Raw genomic sequence first — 26,361 nt, 5'->3', positions numbered from 1 at the left:
GTTGCAAAAGGGTCGTAAGTTTGGCTTTGAGGCGTTGCTTCACGGGGCGGAACGGATTTGGATGGTGTAGGAACCCCAAAGGTCGACCGCCCCGTTTTAGCCCTCAAAATTTAGTAGGGTAGAGTAGCCCCGGCTTACACTCTGATTATCTTTTTTTTCACAGCAGTTTACCCGCCTTTTCTGCCGGCTCAGCCCGTTTTTTGGCCGGTAGTGCCGGCGCCCGTTCCATCCCTCTGGCTTTTTTCACGCATGACAGACCCTACGGTACCTGCCTTGCCCCCGTCCTCGGTAGTAGACCTGCTCACCCAGCGCATCCGGCAGCGCGAGGAGCCGGCAGTGGTGCTCATGACTCCCGAGGCCATCCGGGAGCGACTGGGCCGGGTGCTGGGCGAGCAGCTGCGCACCCGCGACCCGCGCCGCCGCCGTACTTTGGCGCATTTTGTGTACGCGCTCATGGCCGTTCCGGAGCTTCCCAACGCGGCCCTGGCCGAGGCCGCCGGCATCACGGCCCAGGCCGCCCAGCGCGTGGTCGACGGGCTGGTTCGGGCGGGCCTGCTGCGCGTGCATTACCACAAAAATGTGCGGTATCAGGGCCTGAGTCTGGCCGGAGAGGCGCTGGCGCTGCGCGCGGCCCAGGGACAGCCCGAAAATTCCCGGCACCATTTATGACCGTCGCCGTGTTTCGGGCGTACCATCCGTTTCAGCCTTTTCTGCATGCGTAGTTCTTTCCCTTCCCGGCTCCGGTTGCTGGGCTTAGCGTTGTGTTTTCCTTCTCTGGCCCTGGCCCAGTCGGTGCTGCCCGCCGCCCCCGACCCCGTGACGCCCGCTGCGGCGGCCCTCCAGCAGTGGTATCTGCTCGATCCTGCCACCGACGGGGTGATGGGGGTGAGCGTAAACCGGGCGTACCAGGAGCTGCTGGCCGGCCGGCCCACCACCCCGGTGGTGGTGGCCGTCATCGATGCCGGCATCGACACGGCCCACGCCGATCTGCGGCGCGTGCTCTGGCGCAACCCCCGGGAGGTGGCCGGCAACGGCCTCGACGACGACCACGATGGCTACGTGGACGACGTGCGGGGCTGGAACTATCTGGGCGGGGCCGATGGCCGCAACATCCACCTCGAAACCCTGGAAGAAACCCGCCTGGTGGCCCGGCTCCAGCCCAAGTACAAGGGCAAGAGCCGCACGGCCGTACCCGCCGCCCAGCGCCCCGAGTTCGACCTCTACCAGCGGGTGAAGAAAAGCTACGAGGCCAAGGTGCAGGAAAATACCGAGCGCCTCCAGCAGTACGGCCAGGCCTACGCCGACAACGCCCAGGTGGCCGACCTGCTGAAGCAGACCCTGCAGGTGGAGCGCCTCGATACGGCCGTGCTCCGCAACCCGCCCACCCGCGACCCTAAGCTGCGCGAGCTCACCGGCCAGCTCTACGCCATGCTCCAGCCCACCGGGTTTGCCTCCCTGGAGGATATCCTGGCGGAGATGAAAAACGGCCTCAAGGAAACCCAGAACCAGCTCGACTACGGCCTCAACCTCCAGTACAACCCCCGCCCCCTGGTGGGCGACGAGCCCGACAATGTGCAGCAGCGCCACTACGGCAACCGCGACGTGGCCGGGCCCGACCCGCTGCACGGCACCCACGTGGCCGGCATCATCGGGGCCGACCGTGAGAATAGCCTCGGCATTATGGGCATTGCGCCCAGCGTGCAGCTCATGGCCGTGCGCGCCGTGCCCGACGGCGACGAGCGGGACAAGGACGTAGCCAACGCCATCCGCTACGCCGCCGACCACGGGGCCAGCATCATCAACATGAGCTTCGGCAAGTACTACTCGCCCCAGCGCCCGGCCGTGGAGGAAGCCATCCGCTACGCCGACAGCAAGGGCGTGCTGCTGATTCACTCGGCCGGCAACGAAAACAACAACCTCGACCAGACCCTGCAGTACCCCGCCCCGGTGTTCCAGAGCGGCCAGCGCATCCCGAACCTGATTACGGTGGGCGCCTCCTCCCGCGACAACGACGCGGGCCTGGCCGCCGACTTTTCGAACTACGGCAAAACCCAGGTGGACGTGTTTGCGCCCGGCAACCAGATTTACTCCACCCTGCCGGGGGGGCGCTACGGCAACCTGAGCGGCACCAGCATGGCCGCCCCGGTGGTGACGGGCATGGCCGCCACGCTCAAGGCCTACTTCCCCCAGCTCACGGCCTACGACCTCAAGCGCCTCCTCCTGGCCTCGGCCCAGCCCACCCATACCCAGGTGCGCCAGCCCGGTTCGGGCAAGCTGGTCGATTTCGCCGACCTCTCCAGCACCGGCGGCATCGTGAACCTGTACCGGGCCGTGCAGCTGGCCCAGCAGCCGGCGGCGGTGAAGTGAGAACTTGGAGATTAGAATTTAGAGCGTAGAGATTAGAACTTAAAAGGAACGTCATTCCGAGCGCAGCCGAGGAATCTCGCGTGCTGATGTTGCCAAAGTAACCCTATCATCAGGCTACCGTTGCAACGTCAGCAAGCGAGATTCCTCGGCTGCGCTCGGAATGACGTTCTTTTCGTTGTTCGGTATTTCTGCGCTTCGATAGTACCCCTACTTACCGGCTCCCACAAGTACAAGCTATGCTCTTCTCCCAACTCCTGTTTCTGCGCAAAAGCCAGGCCGCTGACCAGCCGTCGAAAACTCCGCCCCGCTTCCGGCGGCCCCGGCCCGGCCGCCGGCCCATCCGCGACCAGCGCTGGTGGCGGCGGCAGGTAGTGAGCACGCTCTGGCTGGGAGCGGGCGTGCTGGCGGCGGCCTTCGGGCTGGAGAGCTTTCTGCTGCCCGGCGGCTTTCTCGACGGCGGCGTCACGGGCGTCTCGCTGCTGCTGCGGCAGCTGTTCGGGTTTCCCCTGCCGGTGCTCATTGTGGCCCTCAACGTGCCGTTCGTGCTCATGGCCTGGCGCCAGCTCGACCGCACCGTGGCCCTGCGCACTTCCCTGGGGATTCTGGCCCTGGCCCTGGTGCTGGCTACGGTGCATTTTCCCATCGTCACGCAGGATAAGCTGCTGATTTCGGTGTTCGGAGGCTTTTTTCTCGGGGCCGGCATCGGGCTGGCTATGCGCGGGGGCGGCGTGCTCGATGGCACCGAAATCATGGCCATCTACCTGAGCAAAAACTCCAGCCTGACGGTGGGCGACATCATCCTGTTCTTCAACATCCTCATTTTCGGGGTGGCGGCCTACGTGCTCTCCATCGAAACGGCGCTCTATTCCATTCTGGCGTATCTGTCGGCGGCCAAAACCATCGACTTCGTGATTGATGGGGTGGAAGAATACACCGGCGTGACCATCGTATCGGGCCGCTCCGATGCCATCCGCCGCATGATTACCGAGAAGCTGGGCCGCGGAGCCACCGTCTACAACGGCAAGCGCGGCTACGGCACCCACGGCGCCCCGCCCAGCCCCGTCGACATCGTGTTCACCGTCGTCACCCGCCTAGAACTCTCCCAGCTCAAGGCCGAAATCGAGCAGATTGACCGCCAGGCCTTCATCGTCATGCACAGCGTGAAAGACACCAAAGGCGGCATGATCAAGAAGCGCCCGTTGCATTAGGAGTTGTTGGTTGGTTGTTGGTTGTTGGTTGTTGATTGTTAGGGAAAAGGAACGTCATTCCGAGCGCAGCCGAGGAATCTCGCGTGCTGACGTTGCCAAAGTAATTCCGTCATCAGGCTACCGGTGCAACGTCAGCACGCGAGATTCCTCGGCTCCGCTCAGGATGACGTTCCTTTTTCCTGACGCCCAACAACCAACAACTACCGTCCAGCAACCAACAACCGGTATCTTTGCCGCATGGCTGCTCCCCTTCTGCTCTCCGACCTCTACATCTACCCCGTGAAATCCCTGGGCGGCATCCGCCTCACGGAGGCCCGGGTGGAGGCCCGCGGCCTGCGCCACGACCGGCGCTGGCTGATTGTAAACGAGCGTAACCAGTTCATGACCCAGCGGCAGACCGCCGCCATGGCCCACCTGAAAGTAGCGGCCGCCTACAACGGCTTTCTGCTCACCCACCAGCAGCGGCCCGAGCTGCTGCCCCTGTTTGTGCCCTTCGTGGGCACCCCGGAAAAAACGCTGTTCGTGACTATCTGGGACGATATGGTATTCGCCTGGCGGGCCCGTCCCGAGTGCGATGAGTGGCTCACCCAGGCCCTGGGCCAGCCCTGCAAGCTGGTGTACATGTCGGATATGGTGCGCCGCGACGTGGAGCCCGAGCGCAACCCCGAGGGCCAGCTGGTGAGCTTCGCCGACGGCTACCCCTTTCTGCTCGTCGGGCAGGAGTCGCTGGCCGAGCTCAACGGCCGCCTCGTCCAGCCCGTGGTTATGGACCGGTTCCGGCCCAATCTGGTGTTCAGCGGGGGCGAGGCCTTTGCCGAGGATGGCTGGGCCGATTTCCGGGTGGGCGACGTGCTGTTCCGGGCGGTGCGGGCCTGCGGGCGCTGCGTACTCACCACCATCGACCAGCAAACGGCCCAAAAAAGCCCGGCCGGAGAGCCCCTGCGCACCCTGGCCACCTACCGCACCGAGGGCGGCAAGGTCATGTTCGGCCAGAACGTAACCGGCCCCGGCCGGGGCGTGCTGCGCGTGGGCGACGCGCTGACCGCCCTCAGCCGCAAGCCCTGATTTGGCCGCTTTCCGGGAAGCCTGGTTCTGCGGAAGGACGCAGAAGAACTTGTGTTTTGTCAAGCTCCGTTCTTTGCAATACCTTTGAAGGAACAACGTCTTCTTAGGATAGTACACAGAAAGCCACCCGGGTTTGCCAGGAGTATTCGGTGTTATGCCCGGTTACCACCGGATTCCCGTTGTTGCGCCTTTTCTGCTCCTCTTTCTTTATGCGCCCAGCCCTGCTTGCTTTTTTCCGTCCGCTGATTGTGGTATTTGGCCTTACGCTGCTGACAGCGGCCGGGCCGGCCGCGCAGTCCCAGCCGCTGGCGGAATTGCAGCAGCCCTGGGGCGCGCTGCTGCGCCACTACGTGACACCCGACGGCCGCCTGGACTACGAGGGCTTGGTGGAGGAGGAAGAGCAGGTGTATGCCTACCTGCAAAGCCTGCGCAAACTCAAGCCCGCCGAGCAGGGGTGGTCGGCGGATGACACCAAAGCGTTCTGGCTCAATACCTACAACGCCGCCGCTACCAACCTGGTGCTGGAACACTACCCCGTTGCCAGCATCAACGACATCCGCATCAAGGTGGTGGGCGGCTATAAGTCGCCCTGGGATGCGCCGGTAGTCAACGTGGGGGGCCAGCACTACTCGCTCAATCAGATTGAGCGCGAACTGCTGCGCGACCAGTACCACGACCCCCGCACCCACTTCGCCCTGCTGTACGGGGCCGCGTCCCAGGCTCCCCTGCTGGCCGAAGCCTACGACGGGGCCCGCCTCCACCAGCAGCTCGAAGAGCAGACCCGCCGCTTCCTCAACGATGCGGCCTTCAACCAGCTCAGCCCCCAGCGCGTGCAGCTTTCGGCCCTGTTCCAGTCGTACGCCTCCGATTTCGGCACCGAGCCCCAGATTATCGAGTTTATCAACCGCTACGTGAGCGTGCCGGTACTGCCTACGGCCCGGGTAGAATACCTCTCCTTTAGCTGGGCCCTGAACAACCGGACCGGCCTGAGCACCGGCCAGGCCCTGGGCCGCCAGTAGCGGCCCCGCCCAACCCCGGCGCATGCGGCCCCGTACCGACTGGCGGTGCGGGGCCGCATGGGTACTGGAGCCCGCCGCCGCTTCCCCTGCTTCTGCTGCTCCTATGAATCTCACCCTCGTTCTGAACTTTCTCCGCGACCTGGCCGCCAACAACAACAAGGCCTGGATGGACGCCAACCGCGCCACCTACCACCAGGCCCGCGCCGAGTACACCGCCTTCGTGGCCGAGCTGCTGCGTTTGGCTTCCGCCGACCTCGAGCCCGGCCTGCGCGGCCTCTCCCCCTCCGACGTGATGTTCCGCATCAACAAAAACGACCGGTTTCAGCAGAGCACCGAGCCCTACAAGCACCACATGGGCGCGGGTTTCAAGCCCGGGGGGCGGCACAGCGGCCGGGCCGGCTACTTCGTGGCCGTGCAGCCCGGGGGCGAAACCTACGTGGGCGCCGGCCGCTGGATGCCCGAGCCCGAGCAGCTGGCCCGCATCCGCCAGGAAATCCATTACAACGGCCCCGCCTTCCACGCCCTGCGCCAGGATGCCACCCTGCTGCAGCACTTCCCCGCCGGCCTCGACAGGTCGCAGGCCCTCAAAACGGCTCCCAAGGGCTACGACCGCACCGACCCCGACATAGAGTGGCTGCGCCTGAAAAGCTTCTTCGTGTGGCAGGCCTTTCCCGACGCCGCCGTGCGCCGTCCCGATTTCCCGGCCCGCGTGCTCGAAGCCTGGCAGGCCGCCCGCCCTTTCGTGCAGTTCCTCAATGACGCCATGAGCGGGGAGGAAAGTGGGGAATGAGTGAAGTAGTGAATGAGTGAAGTAGTGAATGAGTGAGTTGTTCGGGCATTGTGAGGCACAACTGCTCACAGGCCTTCCTTTTACCTCGGCGCATCCCTCTGCGCATCCTTCTGCAAGAAAACGAATCGGAGGAAGAAGCCCCATGAAACACAACGCCCCTGACGCGTGGACGCCAGGGGCTTTTGCCTTGGTGGAAGTGGTGCGCTTTGTCCGGAACAGTTTACCGGCCCTGTTTTGAAGGTACTGCGGCGGTTTTACTTCGTCACAGGAACACGACATTCACTCATTCACCAACTCACTCACTTAAAACAGCCCGAACAGGGTGCTGTTGATTTTTTCGATGACCACGCTCAGGTCCTCGGGGTTGTTGACGTAGTCGAGGTTGTTCACGTCCACAATGAGCAGCTTGCCGTGGCTGTAGCTGCGGATCCACTCCTCGTAGTGCTCGTTGAGGTGCTTGAGGTAGTCGATTTTGATGTTGTTTTCGTAGTCGCGGTTGCGCTTCTCAATCTGCTGCACCAGCTTGGGCAGGTCGGCCCGCAGGTAAAGCAGCAGGTCCGGCGGATCCACCATGCTGATCATCGACTCGAACAGGCCCAGATAGTTCTGGTAATCGCGCTCCGTCATCAGGCCCGACTGGTTGAGGTTGGCCGCGAAGATGTGGGCGTCCTCGTAAATCGTGCGGTCCTGAATCACGCCCTTGCCCGATTTCTGGAGCTGCTTGATGCGCTGGGTCTGGCGGAAGCGGCTGTTGAGGAAATACACCTGCAGATGGAAGGCCCAGCGCGGCATATCGTCGTAAAAATCCTTCAGATACGGGTTGTGGTCAACATCTTCCAGGAACACTTCCCAGTTGAAGTGGTGGGCCAGTTTGTTGGACAGCGTGGTTTTGCCGGCCCCAATGTTGCCGACGATTGCAATGTGCATGAGCGAGGTGCGAAAAAATGCGGAGCCTCAAAAATAACAGTTCCCCGCCGAACCCAACATCGGCCCGAACTCAGCCGTTACAGCATAGACAAAACGCTATATCATTCCGCTCCCTCTCTTTCTCTCCCATGCCCACAACCAGTATACACCTGGAGCCCCTGGGTTCCCTTACCGATGACAGCGGCAATCCGCTGGTGGAAGTGCAGCATGCCCCTGCCCACGGCCTGCTGTACGTGAAATGGTTCGGCAACCTCACCGGCCGGGAGGTCATCCACGTCGCCCGCCACGACCTCAAGCTCCAGGCCAAGCTGCACCACCCGTTGCTGCTCAACGACAAAAGCCACGCCACCGGCGACTGGAGCGAGGCCATGGAGTGGCTCGAATACGAATGGCTGCCTCAGGCCATGCTGGAGGGCCTGCGGGCCGTGGCCTACGTGTTCTCCCCCGACATGCACAATCAGCTGGCCAGTTTCGAGTTCTTCGAGCGGGTGCGCCAGTACCTGCCCATTCAGATGTTCTACGACGTGCCCACGGCCAGCCAGTGGCTCCAGCGCCAGCCCCGGGCCCACCGTCCCATTCCGCCGCCCCAACCGGAAACCACCTGAATCAGCGGCGGCGGTTTATGCGCCGGCCCGGTTGCTGCGGCACAGTATGTGTGCCGCAGCAACCGGGCCGGCGCAGGTTTACAAGCCACTGTATACGGTGCTATTCGCGGATGACGTCCTTCACGTCGCGGGCTTTTTCCAGGGTCCGGAATTCGCCCTGCAGGGTCCGGATGCGCAGCCGTTCTTCCAGCGAGAGGTCGGTGCGCACCTGCTCGTAACGGGTATTGAGGCGGGTGAGCACGGCGCTGGCGGCACTCCAGTCGGCCTGGGTCCAGTTCTTCTTGTCGGCCCGCATGGTTTCCACCAGCCGGAAGTACAGGTCGGGTAGTTCGCTGGCCCGGGCCCGGCTGATGGTCACGTCTTCGTTGAGCAGGCGACGCTGCGCCTGGTCGGCGGTGGTGGGGCGGCGGGCGGCCGCATCAAGGCTATCCTGGCGGGTGGCCCAGCGCTGGTAGCGCGTCTTCTGGGTGCTGTACTCGCGCTTGCCTTCCACCGTGAGGCTGTCCACGGCCCGGTCGAGGCGGGCGCTCTGCCGATCAAACTCGGCCGATACTTTAGGCAACTCCCGGCGGGCCGTAGTGGCGGCGCGGTCTACTTTCTCATTCACCCAGTTGCTGAAGGCCTGCAGGTCGCGCTCCAGGCCGGCCGTGGTGGCGGTGCCGACGGGCTTCTGGGTGGTTTTGGTGGTCTGGGCCGAAGCCGCCGGGGAAGCCAGCAGACCGGCAGCGGCCAGCAGCAGCGTACGCGAAAAAACAATCGGTTTCATAAGGCAGGGTAGTTAGGGTCGGAGTGGTGGCAGAAGGAAGGCAATCGGGCGGGTGTCGGCCCCGACTTCCCCACGGGCCCCGGCAATTTCCGACCCAAAACGTGGAAAACGAGGTTTGGGGTTCGGTTTTGCGGTGAATAATGCCGTTTTTTGCCGGCTATGTCCGCTTCTGCCTCCTCGTCCGTCCGCATCCGCCCCGCCACCCTGGCCGATGTTCCCCTCATCATGGAACTGGCGGAAGCCACCTGGGAGCCGACGTACCGGTTCATCATTTCGCGGGAGCAGATTGAATACATGTACCGGGTGATTTATACGGCGGCCTCCCTGCAACGGCAGATAACCGAGCAGGGCCACACGTTTCTGCTCGTATACGTGGCTGACCAGGCCTGCGGGTACGCTTCCTTCTCCGCCCAGCCCGAAGACGGCCTCTACAAGCTGCACAAGATTTACGTGCTGCCTTCCCACCAGGGCCAGGGCCTGGGCCAGCAGCTGATTACGGCCGTGCAGCAGGCCGTACGCGCCGCCGGGGGCCAGACCCTGGATCTGAACGTGAACCGCCACAACCCCGCCCTCGCCTTCTACGAGCACCTGGGCTTCCAACGCCACCGCGAAGAGGATATTGCCATTGGCCCCTACTGGATGAACGACTACGTACTGCGGAAGGAGTTAGGAGTTAGGAGTTAGGAGTTAGGAGTTAGGAGTTAGGAGTTAGGAGTTAGGAGTTAGGAGTTAGGAGTTAGGAGTTAGGAGTTAGGAGTTAGGAGTTAGGAGTTAGGAGTTAGGAGCGTACTTGCCCCCGGCCGGTGGGGTTACGGGCTATAACTTCTTTTTCAGCCATTTACCAATCCAGCCATCCGCCAGTTCAGCCGTTCACCAGTCCAACAAGTCAACCATTCACGCATTCAACCGTTCACGTCCCATGGCTACCAAACTCACCGTCCTCAGTAATGGCTCCCTCCGCGTGGAGGGCACCGAAATCGAACTCGTAGATGCCCAGGGCAACGCGTACGGCCTCGGCGGCCGGGAGCGGATCAGCATCTGCCGCTGCGGCCTCTCGGCCAATAAACCCTTCTGCGACGGGTCGCACAAGGGTCACTTTGAGCACGATGCCACCGCTTTCGACCTGCCCGCGCCCGGCACCGCCCCGGCCAAGCCTACCACCCCGCCGGCGGCTCCCGCGCAGCCCCTGGGCTAGGTTACGGGCATCACCCGCACACGCAAAACGCGCCCGTTACATCCGTAACGGGCGCGTTTTGCGTGTGCCAAGGCGTAGTGCCAACAGCTAACAGCCAAAAGCCTAGAACAGAGAGTTTACGAAATCCACGTACTCCTGGCGGGCGTCGTCCTGGCTTTTGCCGCGCAGGCCGGCCCAGGCGTCGTACTTGGCAATGGCTTTGAAATCGAAGCCCCCGGGCCGGTCGCCGGAGATGTCACCCTCGCTACCCTGCTTGTAGAGGGCGTAGAGCTTGAGCAGGGTCATGTTGTCGGGCTTGGCGGGCAGCTCTTTGCTGCGGGCGGCGGCGGCTTCAAATTCTTCGGGCGTGGCCATAAGTGGAATGTGCAGAATGTGGGGAATGGGAGGAAGGTAGCGGCCGGCAGAAATAACCTACTGCCGGTCCCGTTGGCAAAAGGTACGGATTGCGGCGGAATTAGGCGGCATGCAGCGTTTATTTTGCGCGTATCTTCCGCCCTCCCACTCACTTTTGCTTTCTTCTGCCCCGCTTATGTTTCACCGCTACCTGCCCCTGCTGCTCGGCAGCTTCCTGCTTTCGGCCCCCGCGGCCCTGGCCCAGAAAACCTACCTGCACTGCGGCCGCCTGCTCGACATGCGCTCCGACCGTGCCCAGACCGCCGTGACGCTGGTGGTGGAAAACGGCCGGGTGCTGGCCGTGGAACCGGGCTACTCCGCCCCCGCCTCGGCCCGGGATAAGGTCATCGACCTGAAGAACCGCACCGTGCTGCCCGGCCTCATCGACTGCCACGTGCACCTGGAGGGCGAAACCAGCAAAGACAACTTCCTGCGTGAATTCACCGAAAACCCCGCCGACGTGGCCTTCGGCTCCCTCGACCACGCCCGCAAAACCCTGCTGGCCGGCTTCACCACGGTGCGCGATCTGGGCGGCTCGGGCGTGAACGTGGCCCTGCGCAACGCCATTAATCAGGGCAAGGTGGTGGGCCCGCGCATTTTCACGGCCCGCAAAGCCATTTCCGGCACCGGCGGCCACATGGACCCCACCAACGGCTACCGCCTGGATCTAATGGGCACGGCCGGCCCGGCCGACGGGGTAATCAACAGCCCCGACGAGGCCCGGCAGGCCGTGCGCGAGCAGTACAAGCGCGGGGCCGACCTCATCAAGATTGCCAGCACCGGCGGCGTGCTCAGCGTGGCCAAGGACGGCTCGGCGGCCCAGATGACGGAGGCCGAAATCCGGGCCGTGGTGGAAACGGCCCGGGATCTGGGCCTGAGCGTGGCCTGCCACGCCCACGGGGCCGAGGGCATGAAGCGGGCCATCCGGGCGGGCGTAACCAGCATCGAGCACGGCACGCTCATGGACGACGAGACGATGAAGCTGATGGCAAAAAACGGCACCTGGTACGTGCCCACCATCACGGCCGGCAAGTCGGTAGCCGACTCAGCCAGAATCCCGAACTACTACCCGCCGCTGGTAACGCCCAAGGCCCTGGCTATTGGTCCCAGGCTGCAAGGCACCTTTGGCCGGGCTTACAAGGCGGGTGTTAAGATTGCCTTCGGCACCGACGCGGCCGTGTTCCGCCACGGCGTGAATGCCCTGGAATTCCGCTACATGGTAGAGGCCGGGATGCCGGCCGCCCAGGCCCTGCGCTCGGCTACGGTATCGGCGGCGGAGCTGCTGGGCCAGACCGCCAACCTGGGCACTCTGGAGCCCGGTAAGCTCGCCGACGTGGTGGCCGTTGAGGGCGACCCGGTGCAGGACATCAACGCCATGCAGCAGGTGCGCTTCGTGATGAAGCAGGGGGTAGTATATCGGCAGGATTAGGCATGGTGTTTGAAGAACTGTTTTTAGTTCCATCTTTGGCAAAAAAATTATTCCTTATTCCATGGTTAACATCTCTACGCTTGCGCTGGCCGGTGGCCTCGCCCTCGCCGCCACGGGCCAGGCCCTGGCCCAGACCGAACTGAACTCCGCCCCGCAGCCCGGCAGCACGACGGCCCCGGCCACCATGGCCGCCCCGACGCCCGCGGCCGCTCCGGCCGGGTATCGCCCCGCCCCCGACACGGCCCCGCGCTACCGCTCCAGTCTGATGCTGGAGCTGGGCTGGGGCGCCCCCTACGGCGGCCTCGGCATCTCGTACGCCGGCCACCTGACGCCCAGCTTCGAGCTGAATGGCGGCATAGGGTTTGGCGTGGGCGGTAAAATCGGGGTGGGCGCGCGTTACTATATCACGCCCGAAAAGCCGTTCACGCCCTACGTGGGCGTAAACCTGGTGCGCACCGGCCGCATTGACGATGCCACGGTAGAACTCGACGGGGAAGAGGCCCGCTTTACCTTGTCGCCGAGTGGGGTGCTGCACCTGCGCGGGGGCCTGCGCTGGCAGCCCGGCCGGGTGGGTCTGCTCGGTACGCTGGGCTACGGGGCCCGCTTTACCGGCGACCCGGTGACGTACGACAACTTCGTTAACCCCAACCCTTCCGACCGCCTCCGCGACCTAGTGCAGACCATCAGCCCCGGCGGCGTGGAGTTTTCCGTGGGCTTGGTCATCGGCCTGGGCCGGTAAACCGGTGCTTGCTCCCGGTACCCGGCTCCGGCAGTAAAAAATATGCCCGCTCACCGGTTTGGTGAGCGGGCATATTTTTTACTGCCGGAGCCGGCGCGCTTAGCCTTCCAGGGCCTTGTTGGGGGCCAGCAGCATGAGTTTGAGGTTGAGGCGTACCACGTCGCCCATGCTGCGGCAGCGGCTGAACTGCCGGGTAGCGTGGTGGCGGTTGAGCTCCGTTTTGAGCTGCTCCACCTTCTCGCGGGGCGAGACTTCGTCGCGGCGCAGGCAGTCGATCAGGTCCTTGAGGCGGCGACGCTCCGAGCGGACCCGGCGGGCCATGAGGGTGCGCTCCTCGGCCTGGTACTGGCGGATGGTTTCGGGTTCGAGCAGGCGCCCGCACAGCTGCACGATGGCCCGGTTATCCTTGAAGAACTGGGGCAGGTACATGTTCTTCTTGCCCTCGTAGCACTGCTGGTCGAAGTCGATGGCCCGTACCCGGTACTGCTCGTCCTCAAAGTCCAGGGTCACGTCGATGACATAATTATAGGCCCGCATATCGCCCAATAAACGGGCAAAACACCGCTCGTTGAACTTGACGAACTCCTTGGCAATGCGGACCTGGTTGAGGTGGGGCCGCTGCAGGTGTTTCTGGATGAAGTCGTCGCCGGGGATACCGGCAATGTGCTCCTCCAGGAGGGTTTCGCCGCTGAGCAGGTAGTTCATGCTGTTGGGCGAAAGCAGGTGTTCCAACTCCAGGCCGTACACGCGGGAGGCATCGGCCCGCTTCACGTAAAAATAATCGTAGTTGTCGTTGAGCTGATTAACGATGCGCACCCGGAAGGGCTGGCTGTTGCCAAAGCGGCAGTAATCGATGCGGTCGGCAATAAGGTGGTCGGTAAACGACAAGTCGCCGGCCGTTTTGAGTAGGGCGTACACCTGCGTCAGGCCCAGGCTGAGCTCGCGCAGGGCATTGGGCTCGTAGTACACGGTTTCCCAGAGCGTGTCGCGGCCCTGACGGTCGAGTAGCGGGAAGGCGCCGGTGAAGCGGGCCAGGTCGCGGTAGGTAACCGGCAGCTGGGCCTCGCGGTCGTAGGCGTGCAGGTACTCGCGCAGGGGCGGGCTGATGGCGTAAATAATTTTCTTGCGGGAGATGAGCGTCACGGGCGGGCGGGCAGGCAGGTGGATGGGGGCGGGCCGGCCCCCACGGGCCGGCTGTGCATAATACGCAGATGGCCCCGGTTTCGCCCGCCTCCCAGGCTGACCCGGCCCGAAACCGGCAAAAAATGAGCGTATCTTTCTGTTGAATTGTATCTTCGCTATCCGCCGACTCACTGCCGGGTTCTCGTCATGAAAAAACTGCTAGTCACCCTCTTTATTGTGCTGTTGTGCCCGGTACTCTCGCCGGGCTGGGGCTTTTTCGGACACCGCACCATCACGCAGCTGGCCGTGTACTCGCTGCCCGCGGGCATGCGCCCCTTCTACTACCGCCACATGCTGCGGCTGGTGAAGCTGAGCACCGACGCCGATGAGCGCCGCGACCAGGACCCGGGCGAAGCCAGCAAGCACTTCATCGATATCGACCACTACGGCGACGACCCCTTCGGACTCATGCCCAAGGCCTGGGACAAGGCCGTGGCCAAGTACACCGTGGACACCCTGCGCAAGTACGGCACCCTGCCCTGGGCCGTCATCGAAACCAAGGAGAAGCTCACCAAGGCTTTCCGCGAACAGGACACTACCGCCATTCTGGCTCTCTCGGCCGACCTGGGCCACTACGTGGCCGACGCCTACGTGCCCCTGCACACCACCGAAAACTACGACGGGCAGCTCTCCAAGCAGGAAGGCATTCACGCCCTGTGGGAAAGCAAGCTGCCCGAGCGCAACATCGCCAAGTACAAACTCAAGAACGACCCCGGCCGCTACCAGAAGGACCCGCTCAAGGACATCTGGCAGGTGATTCAGGAATCATACGGCTTCCTGGGAGCCACTTTTGACCTGGAAGAGGAAGTAACCCGCAAGTACACGCCCGAAACCAAGTACGTATTCAGCCACCGCTACGGCAAAACCCGCCGCGCCTACTCCGACGCCTTTGCCGATGCCTACCACGAGAAAGTGGGCGGCATGGTGGCCTTCCGCCTGAAGCTGGCCCCTACCCTGGTGGCCTCCATGTGGATGACGGCCTGGAAGGATGCCGGCTCGCCGGAGTTGGACAAGCTGCTCAAAAAACCCGTTACGAAGGAGGAAGAGGAGAAGCTGGACCTGGAACTCGACGCCTGGAAGGATGACCTGCTGGTGGAGCAGCAGACCCTGCTGGCCCTGCAGCCCATGAAGGAAGCGCCCCGCCCCGACCTGATCAACGCAGCCCGGGCCATGCCCACACTCTCGCCCGATATTGAGGCCAAAGCCCCGGCCCCAGCTCCCGCCGCCCCGCCCACCCCGGCCCCGGTGGTGCCGGCCGCGCTGCCCGAGGGCACCACCAAGGTTAAAACCAAGGTGAAGCCCGCCAACGGCCCCGCCCGTAAGGAGAAAACCAAGCCGGCCGCCAAACCCAAACCCAGGGCCGACGACGGCTGGGGTACGCCCGCCGGCTCGGGCTGGTAATTGGGCTGATAAGCCGGGTTCCGTTTCGCTTTTTACCTTTGAAGGGTGGCCCGGCCGGCAGGCGGGGCCACCCTTTCAGTTGGTTTGCCTGCCTTTTTTCATCCCTGCCCCCCCCCCCGCCGCCATGATGCTTCGTTTCCTGTACCTGCCGCTGCTGGGCCTGCTGGCCGCCTGCGGGTCCCGGCAAGCCGCCGACACTGTCCCCGCCGACGCCCCCGCCGCTTCCGCAGTGCCCGGCCCCGACCTCATGGCCCTGGCCGATTCCAACGCCGCCCGCCTGCTGCTCGACTACGGCCGCGCGTACCCGGCCCAAGAAGTGGTGCTGCACACCCGTCTGGGCGACATGCGCATCCGCCTCTACGACGACACGCCCGTACACGCCGCCAACTTTCTGCTCCTCAGCCGCAAGGGCGTGTTCGATGAGTCGGTATTCAACCGGGTGGTGAAGGGGCTAGTCATTCAGGGCGGGGGCTCGGAGCAGCGTACCATTGCCATGCGCAGCTACCGGCTGCCGCCCGAAATCCGGCCCCAGCACTTCCACAAGCGCGGAGCCTTGGCCATGGCCCGCTACGACGGAGCCATGAACCCCGACCGCCTTTCCTCCAACAACGACTTTTACATCGTGCAGGGTGAGGCCATGACGGCCGAGCAAGCCCGCGCCGCCGCCGGCCGGCCCCTCACCCCGGAGCAGGCCCAGACCTACGCCACCATCGGTGGGGTACCCGGCCTCGACGGCCAGTACACCGTATTCGGGGAAGTAGTCGAAGGCCTCGACGTCATCGACAAAATAGCCAACGAACCCGTCGGCATGGACAACTGGCCCACCACGGACGTGGGTATTAAGGTGGAGGTGGTGAAATGAGTCACTCATTCACCACTACTCCCGGCGGACGCGGATGAGGCGGGTGTGCTGCACGTCGCCGGACTGCTCCTGCAGCAGTTCCAGGGCTTCGGCGCGGGTGTAGGTCAGGGCCTTGTCGGTGAAGAAGCCGGCGGCGCTGACGTCGGCGGCCGGGTCGGTGGACTCCTGGCGGGCGGGCAGCAAATCCACCGATTCGGGCCTCACGGCACTTACGCGGTAGAAGAAGAAGCGCTGCTCGGGGCTGCCGGCGGGCTGGTAGGCCACCACATACACGTCGTTCAGCCGGGGCTCCTGCACCTGCTGCATCAGGGCCGAATCGGGCGGGGCGGGCAGCGGAGCCGAGTCGGGCGTATCGGTGGCCACGGGGGGCGCGGCCTTGTCGGCCGCGGGCTGCGTACGCAGGGCGGTACCGGCGGGCTGGTCGGCGGGTTTTTGCTGGCAGGAAACGGCGGCGGCCAGCAGCAGCCCCAGTCCGGCATTACGAAGCGAAGAAATCATAGCGCAAGTGTACGCAGATGCCGGCCGGCGGCGGCGACTATGGGGCCTTTTTTTTTCCAAAACGCGCTCCGTCGGCCCGCTTTGCGCCAACGCAAAATCGGGCATAAAAAAAGCGGCCCGCATAATGGCGGGCCACTTTTTTTAACAGTTTCAGGCCAACAGCTGGCGGCTATCAGCCAGCAGTCAGCAAGGCTACCACACCCGGGCGCGGTCGGCCTGGGCGCGTACCATTTTCGCGTCCTCTTTGCAACCAAAGGCCTCGTAGAACTCGGGCATGTTCATGAGCGGACCCACCGTGCGGTACTGGGCCGGGGAGTGCGGGTCGGTCATGACCTGCTGGCGCAGATACTCGGGCCGGGCGTTGGTGCGCCACACCTGGGCCCAGGCCAGGAAGAAGCGCTGCTCGGGCGTGAGGCCGTCGTACTTGGGAATGTTCTTACCGGCGTTGGCTTTCTGCAGGGCCGAGTAAGCCAGGGCCAGCCCACCGAAGTCGGCCAGGTTTTCGCCCATGGTCAGCTTGCCGTTCACGTACACCGAATCCAGGGGCGAGAAGGCGGAATACTGCTTGTCCACCATGTCGGCGCGCTGCTGGAACTTGTCGGCGTCCTCCTTGGTCCACCAGTCGCGCAGGTTGCCCTGGGCGTCGTACTGGCGGCCCTGGTCGTCGAAGCCGTGGGTGATTTCGTGGCCGATGACCGCGCCCATGCCGCCGTAGTTCACGGCGTCGTCGGCGTTGGGGTCGAAGAAGGGCGGTTGCATGATGCCGGCCGGGAACACGATTTCGTTCATGCTCGGGTTGTAGTAGGCATTCACCGTGGGCGGCGTCATGCCCCACTCCTGGCGGTCAATGGGCTTGCCGAACTTGCTTACGTTGTCGTTGTAGCCCCACTCGCGGGAAGCCAGCACGTTCTGCAGGTACGATTCGCGGGAGATGTTCAGGGCCGAGTAGTCCTTCCACTTATCGGGGTAACCGATTTTCACGGTGAAGGCGGCCAGCTTCTTGAGGGCCTCCGTTTTGGTGGCATCGCTCATCCAGTCGAGCTGCTGGATGTGCTCGCCCATGGCGGCCTTGATGTTGTTTACCATCACCAGGGCCTTCTGCTTGGTTTCGGGCGTAAAGGCCTTTTCCACGTACACCTGGCCGAAGGCTTCGCCCAGGGCACCGTCGGTGGAGCGCAGCATGCGCTTCCAGCGGGGCTGCTGGCGCTTGGCCCCGGTGAGTACCTGCGCGAAGCGGAACTGCTCGTCGCCGTAAGCCTGGGGCAGCGCCGAGGAGAACGACGTGACCAGGTGCCAGCGCATGTAGGTTTTCAGGTTGGCCAGGGGCTCCTTTTTCATCAGGTCGCTCAGCTCCTTGAAGAACTCGGGCTGGCCCACAATCACCTGCTTGGCCGCGCCCAGATTCATCATCTTGAGCGAGCCGGCCAGGTTCAGGTTGGGGAACTGCTTGCTGGCCTCAGCCAGGGTCATCTTGTTGTAGTTGGCGTTGGGGTCGCGCAGGGCCACGCGGCTCTTGGAAGCCTTGGCCAGCTTGGTTTCGAAGGCCAGCACCGCCGCCGCGTTCTTGGCCGCGGTGGCCTCATTGTCGCCCAACATCTTGAACGTGTTGGTCAGGTAGGCGGTGTAGGCCGTGCGGATGCCCTTGGAACGGGCGTCGTCCTTGAGGTAGTAGTCGCGGTCGGGCAGGCTCAGGCCGCCCTGGTACAGGTTCACGGCGTACTCGTCACTCTTCTTGTCGTCCTGGCCCACGTAGCCGTTGTAGAACGCGCCGGTCTGGATTTTCTGGGCGTGTACCACCTCCTTCTGCAGGTCGGCGAGGGTTTTGATGGCGTTGATGCGGTTGAGCTCGGGCTGCAGATACTTCAGACCGGCCTGCTCAATGGCCATCGAGTCCATGGCCGAGGCGTAGAAATCCCCCACCTTCTGGGCGTTGGAGCCCTTGGCGGCCGAGGTATTGGCGGCCGACTCGTCCAGAATCTGGCGCATGACGGCGTTGTTCTTGTCGGCCAGCTCGTTGAAGGAGCCCCAGCGGACTTCGGCCGCCGGAATCGGGTTGTTCTGGAGCCAGTTGCCGGAGGCGTACTGGAAGAAGTCGTCGCACGGATTTACCGCCGGATTCATGTTGGCCACGTTCAGCCCGACGCCCTTGGGGTCGGCGGGAGCCGGGGCCGGCTCGGCGGGGGCCGTGGTGGTCGCCGTGCTGGCTACCGGCTGGCTGGTGGCGCAGCTGCCGAGCGAGAGGCCCGCGGCCGCCACGGCCAGCAACGTGAGGTTATTACCTTTTTTCATAGAGCAGGAAAGATGGAGGGGTAAGGTGGAAGGGTAAATCTACCAAATCATCCGGAAATGATTCATTTTTCGCTACACTCCCGCTGCGCCGGCCGGCGGCCCGCCCCTTTGCCCGGGGCCCGCGTTGCGCCGCGCGGGAGCCGGCCCGCGTGCGTATCTTGCGGGTCTGATGCCGCTCTACAACCGCCGCCCCGAGCCGGGGCTACCCTCGCCCACCCCGTCTGCCGGGGCCGCCCTGCCGCCCGCCGCCCTGCCCCTGAGCGAGCTGCTGGCCCGGGTGCGCCAGACGCTGAGTGAGCGGTTTGCCGACTCCTATTGGGTGGTGGCCGAAATTTCGGACCTGACCCTGCCCCGCACCTACGGGGCGCACTGCTACCTCACCCTCACCGACCAGCACACCACCGCCCGCGGGGCCCAGCTCAAGGCCCAGGCCCGAGCCACCATCTGGAGTGCGCGCTACCAGCAGCTGGCGGCGGCTTTTGAGGAGCAGACCGGCCTTACGCTGCGGCCGGGGCTCAGAATCATGCTGCGGGTGCAGGTTAAGTTTCACGAGCAGTTCGGCCTGAGCCTCGACGTGCTGGCCCTCGACCCCACCTACACCGTCGGCGACCTGGCCCGGCTCCGCCTCGAAACCCTGCGCCGCCTCCAGGCCGAAGGGCTGCTGGACCGGCAGAAGCTGCTGCCCCTGCCCATCGGGATTCAGCGGGTGGCCGTTGTTTCCTCGCCCACGGCTGCCGGCTGGCAGGATTTCGTGCAGCAGCTCCGGGAGGCGCCCTACGATTTCGCCCTCACCCTGTTCCCGGCCACCATGCAGGGCGAAGGCGCCCCGGCCAGCATCCGGGCTGCCCTCGACGCCATCCGGGGTCGGCGCAGCCAGTTCGAGGCCGTGGTGATTATCCGGGGCGGGGGCTCCAAAACCGATCTGCTGGCCTTCGACGATTTCGGGCTGGCGGCGGCCGTGGGCGCGTTTCCGCTGCCCGTGCTCACCGGCATCGGCCACGAGCGCGACGAGGCCGTGGTGGACCTCACGGCCCACCTGGCCCTGAAAACGCCCACCGCCGTGGCCGCTTACCTCATTGAGCGCCTCGCCCGTCTCGAAGCGGCCCTGGAAGGCTACGGCAGCCGCATCCGGGAGCTGGCCCAGCAGCAGGTGCAGCAGCAGGCCGCCCTGCTCGGCCGCCTCCTGCACCAGGCCCACCGCGCTGCCCGGGAGCAGTTGCAGGAGCATCGCCAGACGCTGCACCAGCGCATCCGGGTGGCGGCGGCGGCCCCGCGGGCTCAGCTGCGCCAGCAACGCCAGGGCCTGGACCGCCGGCGCCACCAGCTCCACCGTGCCGCCCGCCACGCCCTGCGCCACCAGGAGCAGCATCTGCGCCAGCGGGGCCGCCTGCTGGCCCAACGGTTCCGGCGCCTGCACCGTCGCCGCCGCGAGCAGCTGCTGCGCCGCCGCTACACCCTGCAGCTGGCCGCCCTGCGCCTGCTGCACCGCCAGCAGCTGCGCCTGGCCAGTCTGCCCACCCCGCCGCCAGCTGGCACGGTGCGCCTGCTCACGCCCAAGGGCCGCCCGCTCACCGGGCCGCTGCGCCCGGGCCAGGAGCTGCTGCTGCGCCTGCCCGACGCGGTAGTGCCGGCCCGCGTTGGCGGTCAACTCCCGTTGTTTCTACAGTAGGCCGAATTTGCTTCACTCATTTTTTACCGCTGCCCCATGCCGCCCAAATCAACCGAACCCACCTACCGCCAGGCCATCGAAGAACTCGAAACCATCCTGCGCGCCCTCGAAACCGACGCCGTGGACGTGGACGACCTGACCACCCGCGTGCAGCGCTCGGCCGAGCTCATCCGCCTCTGCAAACTCAAGCTCCGTTCGGCCGAGCAAGCCATCGACCAAGTGTTTGAGAACCTGGACGAGGACGAGCAGGACGAGCTGACCGCAGAATAATACAGTTGCATAAAACCATCGTTATAGCCGGATTCATAGTCTTTCACTTATATTTGACCACTCTGCTGTCCTTCTTTTCTACCTGCACCTATGACCAACGACGACCTGCAACAAGCCAGCGCCTGGACCCGCAATTACCGCACCCAGAATCCCGACAGCATTAATGCTCACTGCCTGCCGGCCGAAACCCTCCAGGGCATTCTGGCCCAGGACGGCTGCGTCGGGGTGCGCGCTTATTATGGAATAGACGAAGCCGGGACCCCCAAACTGGTGCTGGTTGGTTATGACGCCAACGACAATGATATTTTGTCCGCTCCGTCGGCTGTAGTGCAGCGCAGCATGGTTGATGATGCAGAGACAGACTCGTCAGGGATGAAAGCAGCTAGCGTGCAGATGGCTATAAATCCTCCCCCATGCCCACCTTGCTGCAGCATCCAGAATCCCCTCAATAGCTAGAATGCCTTCGTGGTTTATCACCTTCTGCAAGTCAGTTGATTTTGCAGCATACATAAGTATGCTCGTGCCATTTTATTTGGCCCGGAAGCGTCGTTCAACCCTGACCGGAGGCTTGGTTATGTTACAATGGGTGCCCGCCTTTCTTTTCACAATTTATTGTTGTACGCTCGTGGCCAACAAGATCTGGCACAACAATCTACCGCTTCTTCATTTTGGCATATTCGGTGAATCTTTATTATACATAAAAATATATTATGACGAATTTCAAAACAAAGCCATTAAACACAGAATTAAATTACTATCCATATTTTTTACCGTTTTTGCATTAATTGACTCTTTCTTTATTGAAGGATTTAAAGGAATTAACTCATATACGAATTTAGCAGAAAGCATTATCATTATAGCCTTATCCTTACTATTTTTTGAAAAGAATATGTCTTACAATAAATTTACTTATTTCAGAAGAACACCAATGTTTATCGCCAGCATTGGCATCGTCATTTACTTGTCTGGCACCATTCTGTTATACCTAACAACTAACTACTTTATCGACCTCAACGACGAGTTCACATTACGATTCATATATTTGATAAACTCTGTGCTTTTACTACTAATGTCCGTACTTTTCAGTTGGGCTTTCTCATTGGCAAAGTTCAATAAGGCAGTTGCCTTCTGACTGCTATTTTATATTATCCGCTTTTTTCCTGAATCACTCCCATGCAACACACCGACCCTATCCCCGGCTTCAACCCCAACGCCGGCGCCCCTATCCCGCTCTCGGAGGCGGAACAGTGGACGGCCAACTACCGCAACGAGCCGCTTACCGACGCGGAAAAAGGCGGCCGCAAACGTATTAACGCCTACTATTTCGGCAATGAGCTACTGGACAAGATTCAGAACCAACCCGGCTGCGTAGGACTACGGTTTTACATGGGAATCAGCAAGTCAAAAGAGGCAGATAGCCAAGACGAATCACAAATAATGGTGGTAGGCGTCGATAAGGACGGCCGGGATATTGTAGCACGCACCGGACAAAGTGGAGAAGATGTGTACGAGGAAGGAATTGTAGGAGACAGTGCTGGGAAATGCCCTCCCGTGTGCGACACGACTAGCCCACTATCTTAATCATCATGCTGTGACTGATGACTGGCAGAGTATAACTGACTTGCTTCTCAGCACAGGCAAAAGCACCAGTGTTTTACTGTTGGGTATTATATGGGGTCGAAAGATAAATTTCGGATTCATATTTCGACCTTTACTTACTTATCTAGTATGTGATGCCGCCCTATATATCCTTGATGCTATTGCAAGAAAAATATTTCATAATAATATTTTCAATTTCCACCTTTCTACCTTCCTGGATGTCACGTGGCTGACCCTGATATTCATTCACTTAGCCTCTGAAAAAGCAAAGAAATTGTTAAAAATAAGCTGGCTGATGTTCTTTTTTAGTGCAGTTGCCAGTGCGCTATGGATTGACGGTTTGACTGCCAATATGAACACACTCAGCCGAATGGTTGGCAATAGCTTTCTGGTATTCATGGCTTTTCGTCAGTTGACCCAGATGGTCCATCGGGAACACCTGCTTCCTCCGGCTGAAAGCCCGGCATTTATTCTCTGCATAGCCGTGGCCATTTACTATTCCTCCTCGCTTTTAGTATTTATTGGGCAGGATTTACCCCGTTACGGCTGGCTTAGCGGTTCGGAAAATAATTTTAGCGAGCAGTATATTGTCCGTACACTTCTAGAATTCTACCCCTTCCTGCGCGCCATCCAATTTGGCCTATTACTACACCTTATCACGCTCTTCCCGATGGGCATTACGCCCCGCCACGCCCTGCCCCGGTGGCTGCGGTTCCGTGTTGGGTGGCGGCCGCCCACCAAAACGTGGCACTACCGGGTACTGCCGCCGCACCTGGTCGGCTAAATCCTTATTATCTTGACCCGCTCAGCCGGCGGGCTGGCCGGTCCGCCTTATTCCTATGCCCGACGCGCTTCTTCCGTTAGTTCTCGTGACGCCTATCCTGCTGCTGCTGGCCCTGGGTATCGTGGGGTTCGTGGTGCGCTACCAGCGGCGGCTGATTCAGCAGCAGCAGGAAATGCAGGAAATGCACGAGGCCGGCCAGCAGCAAGCCCTGGAAGCTGCCCTGCTGGCCCAAGAGGAGGAACGCCGCCGCATTGCCGGCGACCTGCACGACGGCGTGGGCACCACCCTGGCCATCGTCAAGCTCCACCTCAACACGCTCAACCAGCCCGAGCTCACCCAGGAAGCCACCCTGCTGCTCGACCAGGCCATCAACGAAGTGCGGCGCATTTCGCGCAACCTGCTGCCGGCGGCCCTGCAGAAGTTCGGGCTTTCCTTTGCCCTGGAGGCCCTGGCCCGCACTATTCCGGCCGACGGCCCCACCCAGGTGAGCGTGGAGCAGCACGGCCAGCCCCACCGGCTCGATGCCAAATACGAGCTCATCGTGTACCGCGTGGTGCAGGAGCTGCTGGGCAATGGCCTCCGCCACGCCCACGCCAGCCAGATCCACGTAATAGTCGAATTTGGTCCTGAGGCCCTGGCTTTGCGCTACTCCGACAACGGCATTGGCTTCGACCCCACGCAGCCCGACCAGCCGCCCCTGCCGGGTTCCCGCACCGGCCTGGGCCTGACTAATCTGCGCAGCCGCGTGGCCGTGCTGCGCGGCACGCTGCGCCACGAATCGGCACCCGGGCAGGGCACCCGGGTTTGGATTTCCCTGCCGCTCCCGTATCTTGTTACCAATCAGCCCCCTAGTTCACCCTTGGCATGACCGTACCTTCCATCCGCCTCGCCGTAGTCGACGACCACATTCTGTTCCGAAAGGGCCTGCGCGCCCTCATCAGTGGCTTCCCCGGCATGGAGGTGCTTTTTGAGGCCGGCGACGGCCAGGAGCTGCTCGAACACCTCGACCGCGGCACCATTCCCGACGTGATTCTGATGGACCTGCAAATGCCCGTGCTCGACGGTTTGCAAACCGTGCGCCTGCTGCGGGCCCAGTATCCGCAGGTACGGTCCATCATCATCTCCATGCACGATGAGCCCGAGCTCATCGACTCGCTGCGGGCCGAAGGGGCCCACGGCTACCTGCTCAAAAACGCCAGCCCCGAGGAAGTACTGGGCGCTATCCAACACGTCATTACCATAAAAACAGGTCCGACCCCGCCCCGCCCTTTGCTTTCGGTTTCTCTCTGAACAGCAGCCGGCGCCCGGATTGCCTCGTCCTGCCCATCTGCAAAGAGCCGCCCCGCTACCGGTGCGGCTCTTTGCAGATAGGAGACACTCGGCTGAGTATAGCCCGACCAATATACCAGGGGCAAACGCGCGCCCCCGGTTGAACAGACTCCGCCGCCTACTCCAACTCGGCCGCCGGGTCCCAGAACAGGGTATTGAACGTCTGCACCTGGTCTTCCACTACCCGCACGCCTTCTGCTTCCAGGGCTTCCTGCATGGCCGTGGGCGTGGCAAAGTGCAGGCGGCCCGTCAGCTGCCCGTGGCGGTTGATGACGCGGTGAGCCGGCACGTACTCGTTGGCGGTGTGGGCGGCCATCATGGCCCAGCCCACCATGCGCGCGCCGTGCCGGGCGCCCAGGTAGTGGGCAATGGCTCCGTACGTGGTCACCCGGCCCGCCGGCACCAGCCGCACCACCTCGTGGACCTCCTGAAAGAAATTACGCTGGGCTTCGGTCGGGTTGCGGGGAATCATGGGCGGAGGAGTGAGGAGTGAGGAGTGGGAAGTGGGAAGTGAGTAGTAAGTAAAATATTCGATACGGGAGATGAGCGGAAAGCCGGCTTGATGGCTGAGATACTCTGAAGTACTAACCAGGTGCGCAAGTAGGACAAACCGCCCGTCAAACTCACCATTTCACCACCTCCCCATTTCACCACTCCACCACCTCCCCATTCCGCCATCGACGCAACCCGGCCCTATTTTCTGTGTCTTACCCCCGTTATCCATTCCGATACCGCCGGACTCCAACCTGCGACCGGGGCCTTGCGTTGTGAAAACTACCACGGGCTCCGCCGCCCGGCAACCAACCCCGACACGCTCCATGCAAACCCAGGAATATACTGAATCAGAAGTAGCGGAAGAGCGCTCCGGCAAAGCCGGCCGCCGCATCCTTTGGCTGCTAGTGGCCCTGGCGGTGGTTGGCGGTCTGGTGTTTGCCAAAATGAAATATTTCCCTTCCCCCGAAGCCAAGGGCGGCAAAGGCGGCGCGGCCAAGGGCGGCAAAAGCAACGGTGGTCCTGCCCAGGCTGGACCGGCCCTGCCGGTGGAAGTATACGTGGTGCAAGCCACCAACCTGGCCGACGCCGTGGCCGCCACAGGCTCAGTGCTGGCCGAGGAATCAGTGGTGATAAAAAGCGAAGTAGCTGGCAAAATCACCCGTCTCAACCTGCGCGAAGGCCAGCCGGTGCGCCAGGGACAGGTGCTGGTAACCATCAACTCCGCCGAAATTCAGGCCGCTTTGCGCAAGCAGGAGTACAACATCAAGCTCTACCGCGACCAGGAAAAGCGTCAGCGCACCCTCCTCGACAAGGAATACATCAGCGCCCAGGAGTACGAGCAGGCCAACAACCAGCTGCTCACGGCCCAGGCCGACCTGGGCGCCCTGCGGGCCACGCTGGCCAAATCCACCATCCGGGCCCCCTTCGATGGGGTGCTGGGTCTGACCACCGCCACGGTAGGCACCTACGTAAGCCCCGGCACCGACATCACCACGCTTTCCAAGGTGAAGCCGGTGAAAATTGAGTTTGCCGTACCCGGCCGCTTCGCCCGCCTCGTGAAACTCAGTGACCCCATCACCATCACCGACGAAGCCTCCAACCAGAAATTCAAAGCCAAAGTATACGCCCTCGACCCGCAGATTGACCCGGTGAGCCGCACCCAGACGGTGCGCGCCCGCTACGCCAATACCCGGAACGAGCTGCGCCCCGGCGCTTTCGTGAAGGTGAACCTCGAGCTCGGCGAAACCCAAGGGGCCCTGCAGGTGCCTACCGAATCGGTGGTGCCGGAAGCCGCCGGCTACAGCGTGTACACCGTGAAGAACGGCAAAATGGAACCCCGCAAAATCAAAATCGGCATGCGCTCCGACAAGCTGATTCAGGTCACCGACGGCCTGGCCGTGGGCGACTCCGTGATTCGCACCGGCATTCTGCAGGTGAAGCCCGGCGACGCCGTGCGCGTGACCAAATAGCCTTTCCGCGG

Annotated in this window: 28 protein-coding genes; 21 read left to right on the top strand and 7 right to left on the bottom strand. The window is 62.7% G+C overall.

From position 1 onward, the window contains the following. Positions 1 to 249 precede the first annotated feature (249 nt). The 6 genes from KLP40_RS19255 to KLP40_RS19230 all read left to right on the top strand — a co-directional run bounded on the left by KLP40_RS19255 (position 250) and on the right by KLP40_RS19230 (position 6,449). The gene (locus tag KLP40_RS19255) at positions 250 to 669 is read left to right on the top strand and encodes a hypothetical protein (RefSeq protein WP_215595468.1); all 420 of its coding nucleotides are present in this window, start codon (positions 250 to 252) and stop codon (positions 667 to 669) included. Positions 670 to 714: 45 nt separating this feature from the next. Continuing rightward, positions 715 to 2,367: a S8 family serine peptidase gene (locus KLP40_RS19250; protein WP_215595467.1), complete on the top strand. Its 1,653-nt coding sequence runs from the start codon at positions 715 to 717 to the stop codon at positions 2,365 to 2,367. A gap of 236 nt (positions 2,368 to 2,603) precedes the next feature. Further along, a complete protein-coding gene (locus KLP40_RS19245; protein ID WP_215595466.1) occupies positions 2,604 to 3,575 on the top strand; it encodes a YitT family protein in 972 nt (323 codons plus the stop codon). A gap of 237 nt (positions 3,576 to 3,812) precedes the next feature. After that, positions 3,813 to 4,640, top strand: coding sequence for an MOSC domain-containing protein (locus KLP40_RS19240; RefSeq protein ID WP_215595465.1), 828 nt, complete (start codon positions 3,813 to 3,815; stop codon positions 4,638 to 4,640). Between the two features lie 209 nt (positions 4,641 to 4,849). Continuing rightward, positions 4,850 to 5,659, top strand: a complete 810-nt coding sequence (locus KLP40_RS19235) for a DUF547 domain-containing protein (protein WP_215595464.1) — start codon at positions 4,850 to 4,852, stop codon at positions 5,657 to 5,659. A gap of 103 nt (positions 5,660 to 5,762) precedes the next feature. Further along, entirely contained in the window at positions 5,763 to 6,449 is a 687-nt protein-coding gene (locus tag KLP40_RS19230; RefSeq protein WP_215595463.1) for a DUF2461 domain-containing protein, read from the top strand. 303 nt (positions 6,450 to 6,752) lie between these two features. Here the strand turns inward: KLP40_RS19230 and KLP40_RS19225 are convergent, their stop codons facing one another. Further along, positions 6,753 to 7,376, bottom strand: coding sequence for a deoxynucleoside kinase (locus tag KLP40_RS19225; RefSeq protein ID WP_215595462.1), 624 nt, complete (start codon positions 7,374 to 7,376; stop codon positions 6,753 to 6,755). 128 nt (positions 7,377 to 7,504) lie between these two features. On the opposite strand from KLP40_RS19225, the gene KLP40_RS19220 reads away from it, so the two are divergent. Continuing rightward, a complete protein-coding gene (locus KLP40_RS19220; protein ID WP_215595461.1) occupies positions 7,505 to 7,981 on the top strand; it encodes a hypothetical protein in 477 nt (158 codons plus the stop codon). Between the two features lie 100 nt (positions 7,982 to 8,081). On the opposite strand, the gene KLP40_RS19215 is transcribed toward KLP40_RS19220, so the two are convergent. Continuing rightward, on the bottom strand, positions 8,082 to 8,747 hold the full coding sequence (locus tag KLP40_RS19215; RefSeq protein WP_215595460.1) for a DUF6565 domain-containing protein: 666 nt from the start codon (positions 8,745 to 8,747) through the stop codon (positions 8,082 to 8,084). A gap of 159 nt (positions 8,748 to 8,906) precedes the next feature. Between KLP40_RS19215 and KLP40_RS19210 the strand changes: the two genes are divergently transcribed. Beyond that, on the top strand, positions 8,907 to 9,431 hold the full coding sequence (locus KLP40_RS19210) for a GNAT family N-acetyltransferase (RefSeq protein WP_215595459.1): 525 nt from the start codon (positions 8,907 to 8,909) through the stop codon (positions 9,429 to 9,431). A 235-nt stretch (positions 9,432 to 9,666) separates the two neighbouring features. Next, entirely contained in the window at positions 9,667 to 9,942 is a 276-nt protein-coding gene (locus KLP40_RS19205; protein WP_215595458.1) for a CDGSH iron-sulfur domain-containing protein, read from the top strand. A gap of 102 nt (positions 9,943 to 10,044) precedes the next feature. Here the strand turns inward: KLP40_RS19205 and KLP40_RS19200 are convergent, their stop codons facing one another. Continuing rightward, on the bottom strand, positions 10,045 to 10,296 hold the full coding sequence (locus tag KLP40_RS19200; RefSeq protein ID WP_215595457.1) for an acyl-CoA-binding protein: 252 nt from the start codon (positions 10,294 to 10,296) through the stop codon (positions 10,045 to 10,047). Positions 10,297 to 10,471: 175 nt separating this feature from the next. Between KLP40_RS19200 and KLP40_RS19195 the strand changes: the two genes are divergently transcribed. Together KLP40_RS19195 and KLP40_RS19190 are read left to right on the top strand one after the other, a co-directional pair. Beyond that, on the top strand, positions 10,472 to 11,764 hold the full coding sequence (locus KLP40_RS19195; protein WP_215595456.1) for an amidohydrolase family protein: 1,293 nt from the start codon (positions 10,472 to 10,474) through the stop codon (positions 11,762 to 11,764). 61 nt (positions 11,765 to 11,825) lie between these two features. Beyond that, positions 11,826 to 12,503 carry a hypothetical protein gene (locus KLP40_RS19190; protein ID WP_215595455.1) on the top strand — a complete coding sequence of 226 codons (678 nt, stop codon included), beginning with the start codon at positions 11,826 to 11,828 and terminating at the stop codon, positions 12,501 to 12,503. 99 nt (positions 12,504 to 12,602) lie between these two features. Here KLP40_RS19190 and KLP40_RS19185 read toward each other — a convergent pair whose 3' ends face one another. Next, entirely contained in the window at positions 12,603 to 13,646 is a 1,044-nt protein-coding gene (locus KLP40_RS19185; RefSeq protein ID WP_215595454.1) for a hypothetical protein, read from the bottom strand. A gap of 186 nt (positions 13,647 to 13,832) precedes the next feature. Between KLP40_RS19185 and KLP40_RS19180 the strand changes: the two genes are divergently transcribed. Beyond that, entirely contained in the window at positions 13,833 to 15,086 is a 1,254-nt protein-coding gene (locus KLP40_RS19180; protein WP_215595453.1) for a zinc dependent phospholipase C family protein, read from the top strand. A 124-nt stretch (positions 15,087 to 15,210) separates the two neighbouring features. Next, positions 15,211 to 15,948: a peptidylprolyl isomerase gene (locus KLP40_RS19175; protein ID WP_215595452.1), complete on the top strand. Its 738-nt coding sequence runs from the start codon at positions 15,211 to 15,213 to the stop codon at positions 15,946 to 15,948. Positions 15,949 to 15,963: 15 nt separating this feature from the next. Here KLP40_RS19175 and KLP40_RS19170 read toward each other — a convergent pair whose 3' ends face one another. Then, positions 15,964 to 16,446, bottom strand: a complete 483-nt coding sequence (locus KLP40_RS19170) for a hypothetical protein (RefSeq protein ID WP_215595451.1) — start codon at positions 16,444 to 16,446, stop codon at positions 15,964 to 15,966. Positions 16,447 to 16,638: 192 nt separating this feature from the next. Then, entirely contained in the window at positions 16,639 to 18,735 is a 2,097-nt protein-coding gene (locus KLP40_RS19165) for a M13 family metallopeptidase (protein WP_215595450.1), read from the bottom strand. A gap of 169 nt (positions 18,736 to 18,904) precedes the next feature. Between KLP40_RS19165 and xseA the strand changes: the two genes are divergently transcribed. The 7 genes from xseA to KLP40_RS19130 all read left to right on the top strand — a co-directional run bounded on the left by xseA (position 18,905) and on the right by KLP40_RS19130 (position 24,347). Further along, the gene (gene xseA / locus KLP40_RS19160) at positions 18,905 to 20,404 is read left to right on the top strand and encodes an exodeoxyribonuclease VII large subunit (protein ID WP_215595449.1); all 1,500 of its coding nucleotides are present in this window, start codon (positions 18,905 to 18,907) and stop codon (positions 20,402 to 20,404) included. Between the two features lie 36 nt (positions 20,405 to 20,440). After that, a complete protein-coding gene (gene xseB / locus KLP40_RS19155; protein ID WP_215595448.1) occupies positions 20,441 to 20,674 on the top strand; it encodes an exodeoxyribonuclease VII small subunit in 234 nt (77 codons plus the stop codon). 90 nt (positions 20,675 to 20,764) lie between these two features. After that, a complete protein-coding gene (locus KLP40_RS19150; protein WP_215595447.1) occupies positions 20,765 to 21,130 on the top strand; it encodes a hypothetical protein in 366 nt (121 codons plus the stop codon). Positions 21,131 to 21,847: 717 nt separating this feature from the next. Continuing rightward, positions 21,848 to 22,255, top strand: a complete 408-nt coding sequence (locus tag KLP40_RS19145; protein ID WP_215595446.1) for a hypothetical protein — start codon at positions 21,848 to 21,850, stop codon at positions 22,253 to 22,255. A gap of 10 nt (positions 22,256 to 22,265) precedes the next feature. Continuing rightward, complete coding sequence (locus KLP40_RS19140) at positions 22,266 to 23,057, top strand: hypothetical protein (protein WP_215595445.1); 792 nt, start codon at positions 22,266 to 22,268, stop codon at positions 23,055 to 23,057. A gap of 85 nt (positions 23,058 to 23,142) precedes the next feature. Continuing rightward, positions 23,143 to 23,925: a sensor histidine kinase gene (locus KLP40_RS19135; protein WP_215595444.1), complete on the top strand. Its 783-nt coding sequence runs from the start codon at positions 23,143 to 23,145 to the stop codon at positions 23,923 to 23,925. Further along, the gene (locus KLP40_RS19130; protein WP_215595443.1) at positions 23,922 to 24,347 is read left to right on the top strand and encodes a response regulator; all 426 of its coding nucleotides are present in this window, start codon (positions 23,922 to 23,924) and stop codon (positions 24,345 to 24,347) included. The genes KLP40_RS19135 and KLP40_RS19130 overlap by 4 nt, the downstream gene beginning before the upstream one ends. A 157-nt stretch (positions 24,348 to 24,504) precedes the next feature. Here KLP40_RS19130 and KLP40_RS19125 read toward each other — a convergent pair whose 3' ends face one another. Continuing rightward, positions 24,505 to 24,858, bottom strand: coding sequence for an MGMT family protein (locus KLP40_RS19125; RefSeq protein ID WP_215595442.1), 354 nt, complete (start codon positions 24,856 to 24,858; stop codon positions 24,505 to 24,507). A gap of 346 nt (positions 24,859 to 25,204) precedes the next feature. On the opposite strand from KLP40_RS19125, the gene KLP40_RS19120 reads away from it, so the two are divergent. After that, the gene (locus KLP40_RS19120; protein WP_215595441.1) at positions 25,205 to 26,350 is read left to right on the top strand and encodes an efflux RND transporter periplasmic adaptor subunit; all 1,146 of its coding nucleotides are present in this window, start codon (positions 25,205 to 25,207) and stop codon (positions 26,348 to 26,350) included. The last annotated feature ends 11 nt before the right edge of the window (positions 26,351 to 26,361 follow it).

Source organism: Hymenobacter piscis (assembly GCF_018760735.1).
In the GTDB taxonomy this organism is placed as follows: domain Bacteria; phylum Bacteroidota; class Bacteroidia; order Cytophagales; family Hymenobacteraceae; genus Hymenobacter; species Hymenobacter piscis.
The sequence above is the reverse complement of the archived record's forward strand: the minus strand, read 5'-3'. Positions and strand labels throughout refer to the sequence as shown.

Excerpts from the sequence above, each read along its gene's own strand:
- KLP40_RS19175 (WP_215595452.1), top strand. The coding sequence starts at position 15,211 with ATGATGCTTCGTTTCCTGTACCTGCCGCTGCTGGGCCTGCTGGCCGCC.
- KLP40_RS19165 (WP_215595450.1), bottom strand. The coding sequence starts at position 18,735 with ATGAAAAAAGGTAATAACCTCACGTTGCTGGCCGTGGCGGCCGCGGGC.
- KLP40_RS19180 (WP_215595453.1), top strand. The coding sequence starts at position 13,833 with ATGAAAAAACTGCTAGTCACCCTCTTTATTGTGCTGTTGTGCCCGGTA.
- KLP40_RS19235 (WP_215595464.1), top strand. The coding sequence starts at position 4,850 with ATGCGCCCAGCCCTGCTTGCTTTTTTCCGTCCGCTGATTGTGGTATTT.
- KLP40_RS19200 (WP_215595457.1), bottom strand. The coding sequence starts at position 10,296 with ATGGCCACGCCCGAAGAATTTGAAGCCGCCGCCGCCCGCAGCAAAGAG.
- xseB (WP_215595448.1), top strand. The coding sequence starts at position 20,441 with ATGCCGCCCAAATCAACCGAACCCACCTACCGCCAGGCCATCGAAGAA.
- KLP40_RS19145 (WP_215595446.1), top strand. The coding sequence starts at position 21,848 with ATGCAACACACCGACCCTATCCCCGGCTTCAACCCCAACGCCGGCGCC.
- KLP40_RS19230 (WP_215595463.1), top strand. The coding sequence starts at position 5,763 with ATGAATCTCACCCTCGTTCTGAACTTTCTCCGCGACCTGGCCGCCAAC.
- KLP40_RS19255 (WP_215595468.1), top strand. The coding sequence starts at position 250 with ATGACAGACCCTACGGTACCTGCCTTGCCCCCGTCCTCGGTAGTAGAC.
- KLP40_RS19130 (WP_215595443.1), top strand. The coding sequence starts at position 23,922 with ATGACCGTACCTTCCATCCGCCTCGCCGTAGTCGACGACCACATTCTG.
- KLP40_RS19195 (WP_215595456.1), top strand. The coding sequence starts at position 10,472 with ATGTTTCACCGCTACCTGCCCCTGCTGCTCGGCAGCTTCCTGCTTTCG.
- KLP40_RS19225 (WP_215595462.1), bottom strand. The coding sequence starts at position 7,376 with ATGCACATTGCAATCGTCGGCAACATTGGGGCCGGCAAAACCACGCTG.
- KLP40_RS19190 (WP_215595455.1), top strand. The coding sequence starts at position 11,826 with ATGGTTAACATCTCTACGCTTGCGCTGGCCGGTGGCCTCGCCCTCGCC.
- KLP40_RS19120 (WP_215595441.1), top strand. The coding sequence starts at position 25,205 with ATGCAAACCCAGGAATATACTGAATCAGAAGTAGCGGAAGAGCGCTCC.
- KLP40_RS19220 (WP_215595461.1), top strand. The coding sequence starts at position 7,505 with ATGCCCACAACCAGTATACACCTGGAGCCCCTGGGTTCCCTTACCGAT.
- KLP40_RS19125 (WP_215595442.1), bottom strand. The coding sequence starts at position 24,858 with ATGATTCCCCGCAACCCGACCGAAGCCCAGCGTAATTTCTTTCAGGAG.
- KLP40_RS19250 (WP_215595467.1), top strand. The coding sequence starts at position 715 with ATGCGTAGTTCTTTCCCTTCCCGGCTCCGGTTGCTGGGCTTAGCGTTG.
- KLP40_RS19150 (WP_215595447.1), top strand. The coding sequence starts at position 20,765 with ATGACCAACGACGACCTGCAACAAGCCAGCGCCTGGACCCGCAATTAC.
- KLP40_RS19240 (WP_215595465.1), top strand. The coding sequence starts at position 3,813 with ATGGCTGCTCCCCTTCTGCTCTCCGACCTCTACATCTACCCCGTGAAA.
- KLP40_RS19210 (WP_215595459.1), top strand. The coding sequence starts at position 8,907 with ATGTCCGCTTCTGCCTCCTCGTCCGTCCGCATCCGCCCCGCCACCCTG.
- xseA (WP_215595449.1), top strand. The coding sequence starts at position 18,905 with ATGCCGCTCTACAACCGCCGCCCCGAGCCGGGGCTACCCTCGCCCACC.
- KLP40_RS19170 (WP_215595451.1), bottom strand. The coding sequence starts at position 16,446 with ATGATTTCTTCGCTTCGTAATGCCGGACTGGGGCTGCTGCTGGCCGCC.
- KLP40_RS19215 (WP_215595460.1), bottom strand. The coding sequence starts at position 8,747 with ATGAAACCGATTGTTTTTTCGCGTACGCTGCTGCTGGCCGCTGCCGGT.
- KLP40_RS19205 (WP_215595458.1), top strand. The coding sequence starts at position 9,667 with ATGGCTACCAAACTCACCGTCCTCAGTAATGGCTCCCTCCGCGTGGAG.
- KLP40_RS19245 (WP_215595466.1), top strand. The coding sequence starts at position 2,604 with ATGCTCTTCTCCCAACTCCTGTTTCTGCGCAAAAGCCAGGCCGCTGAC.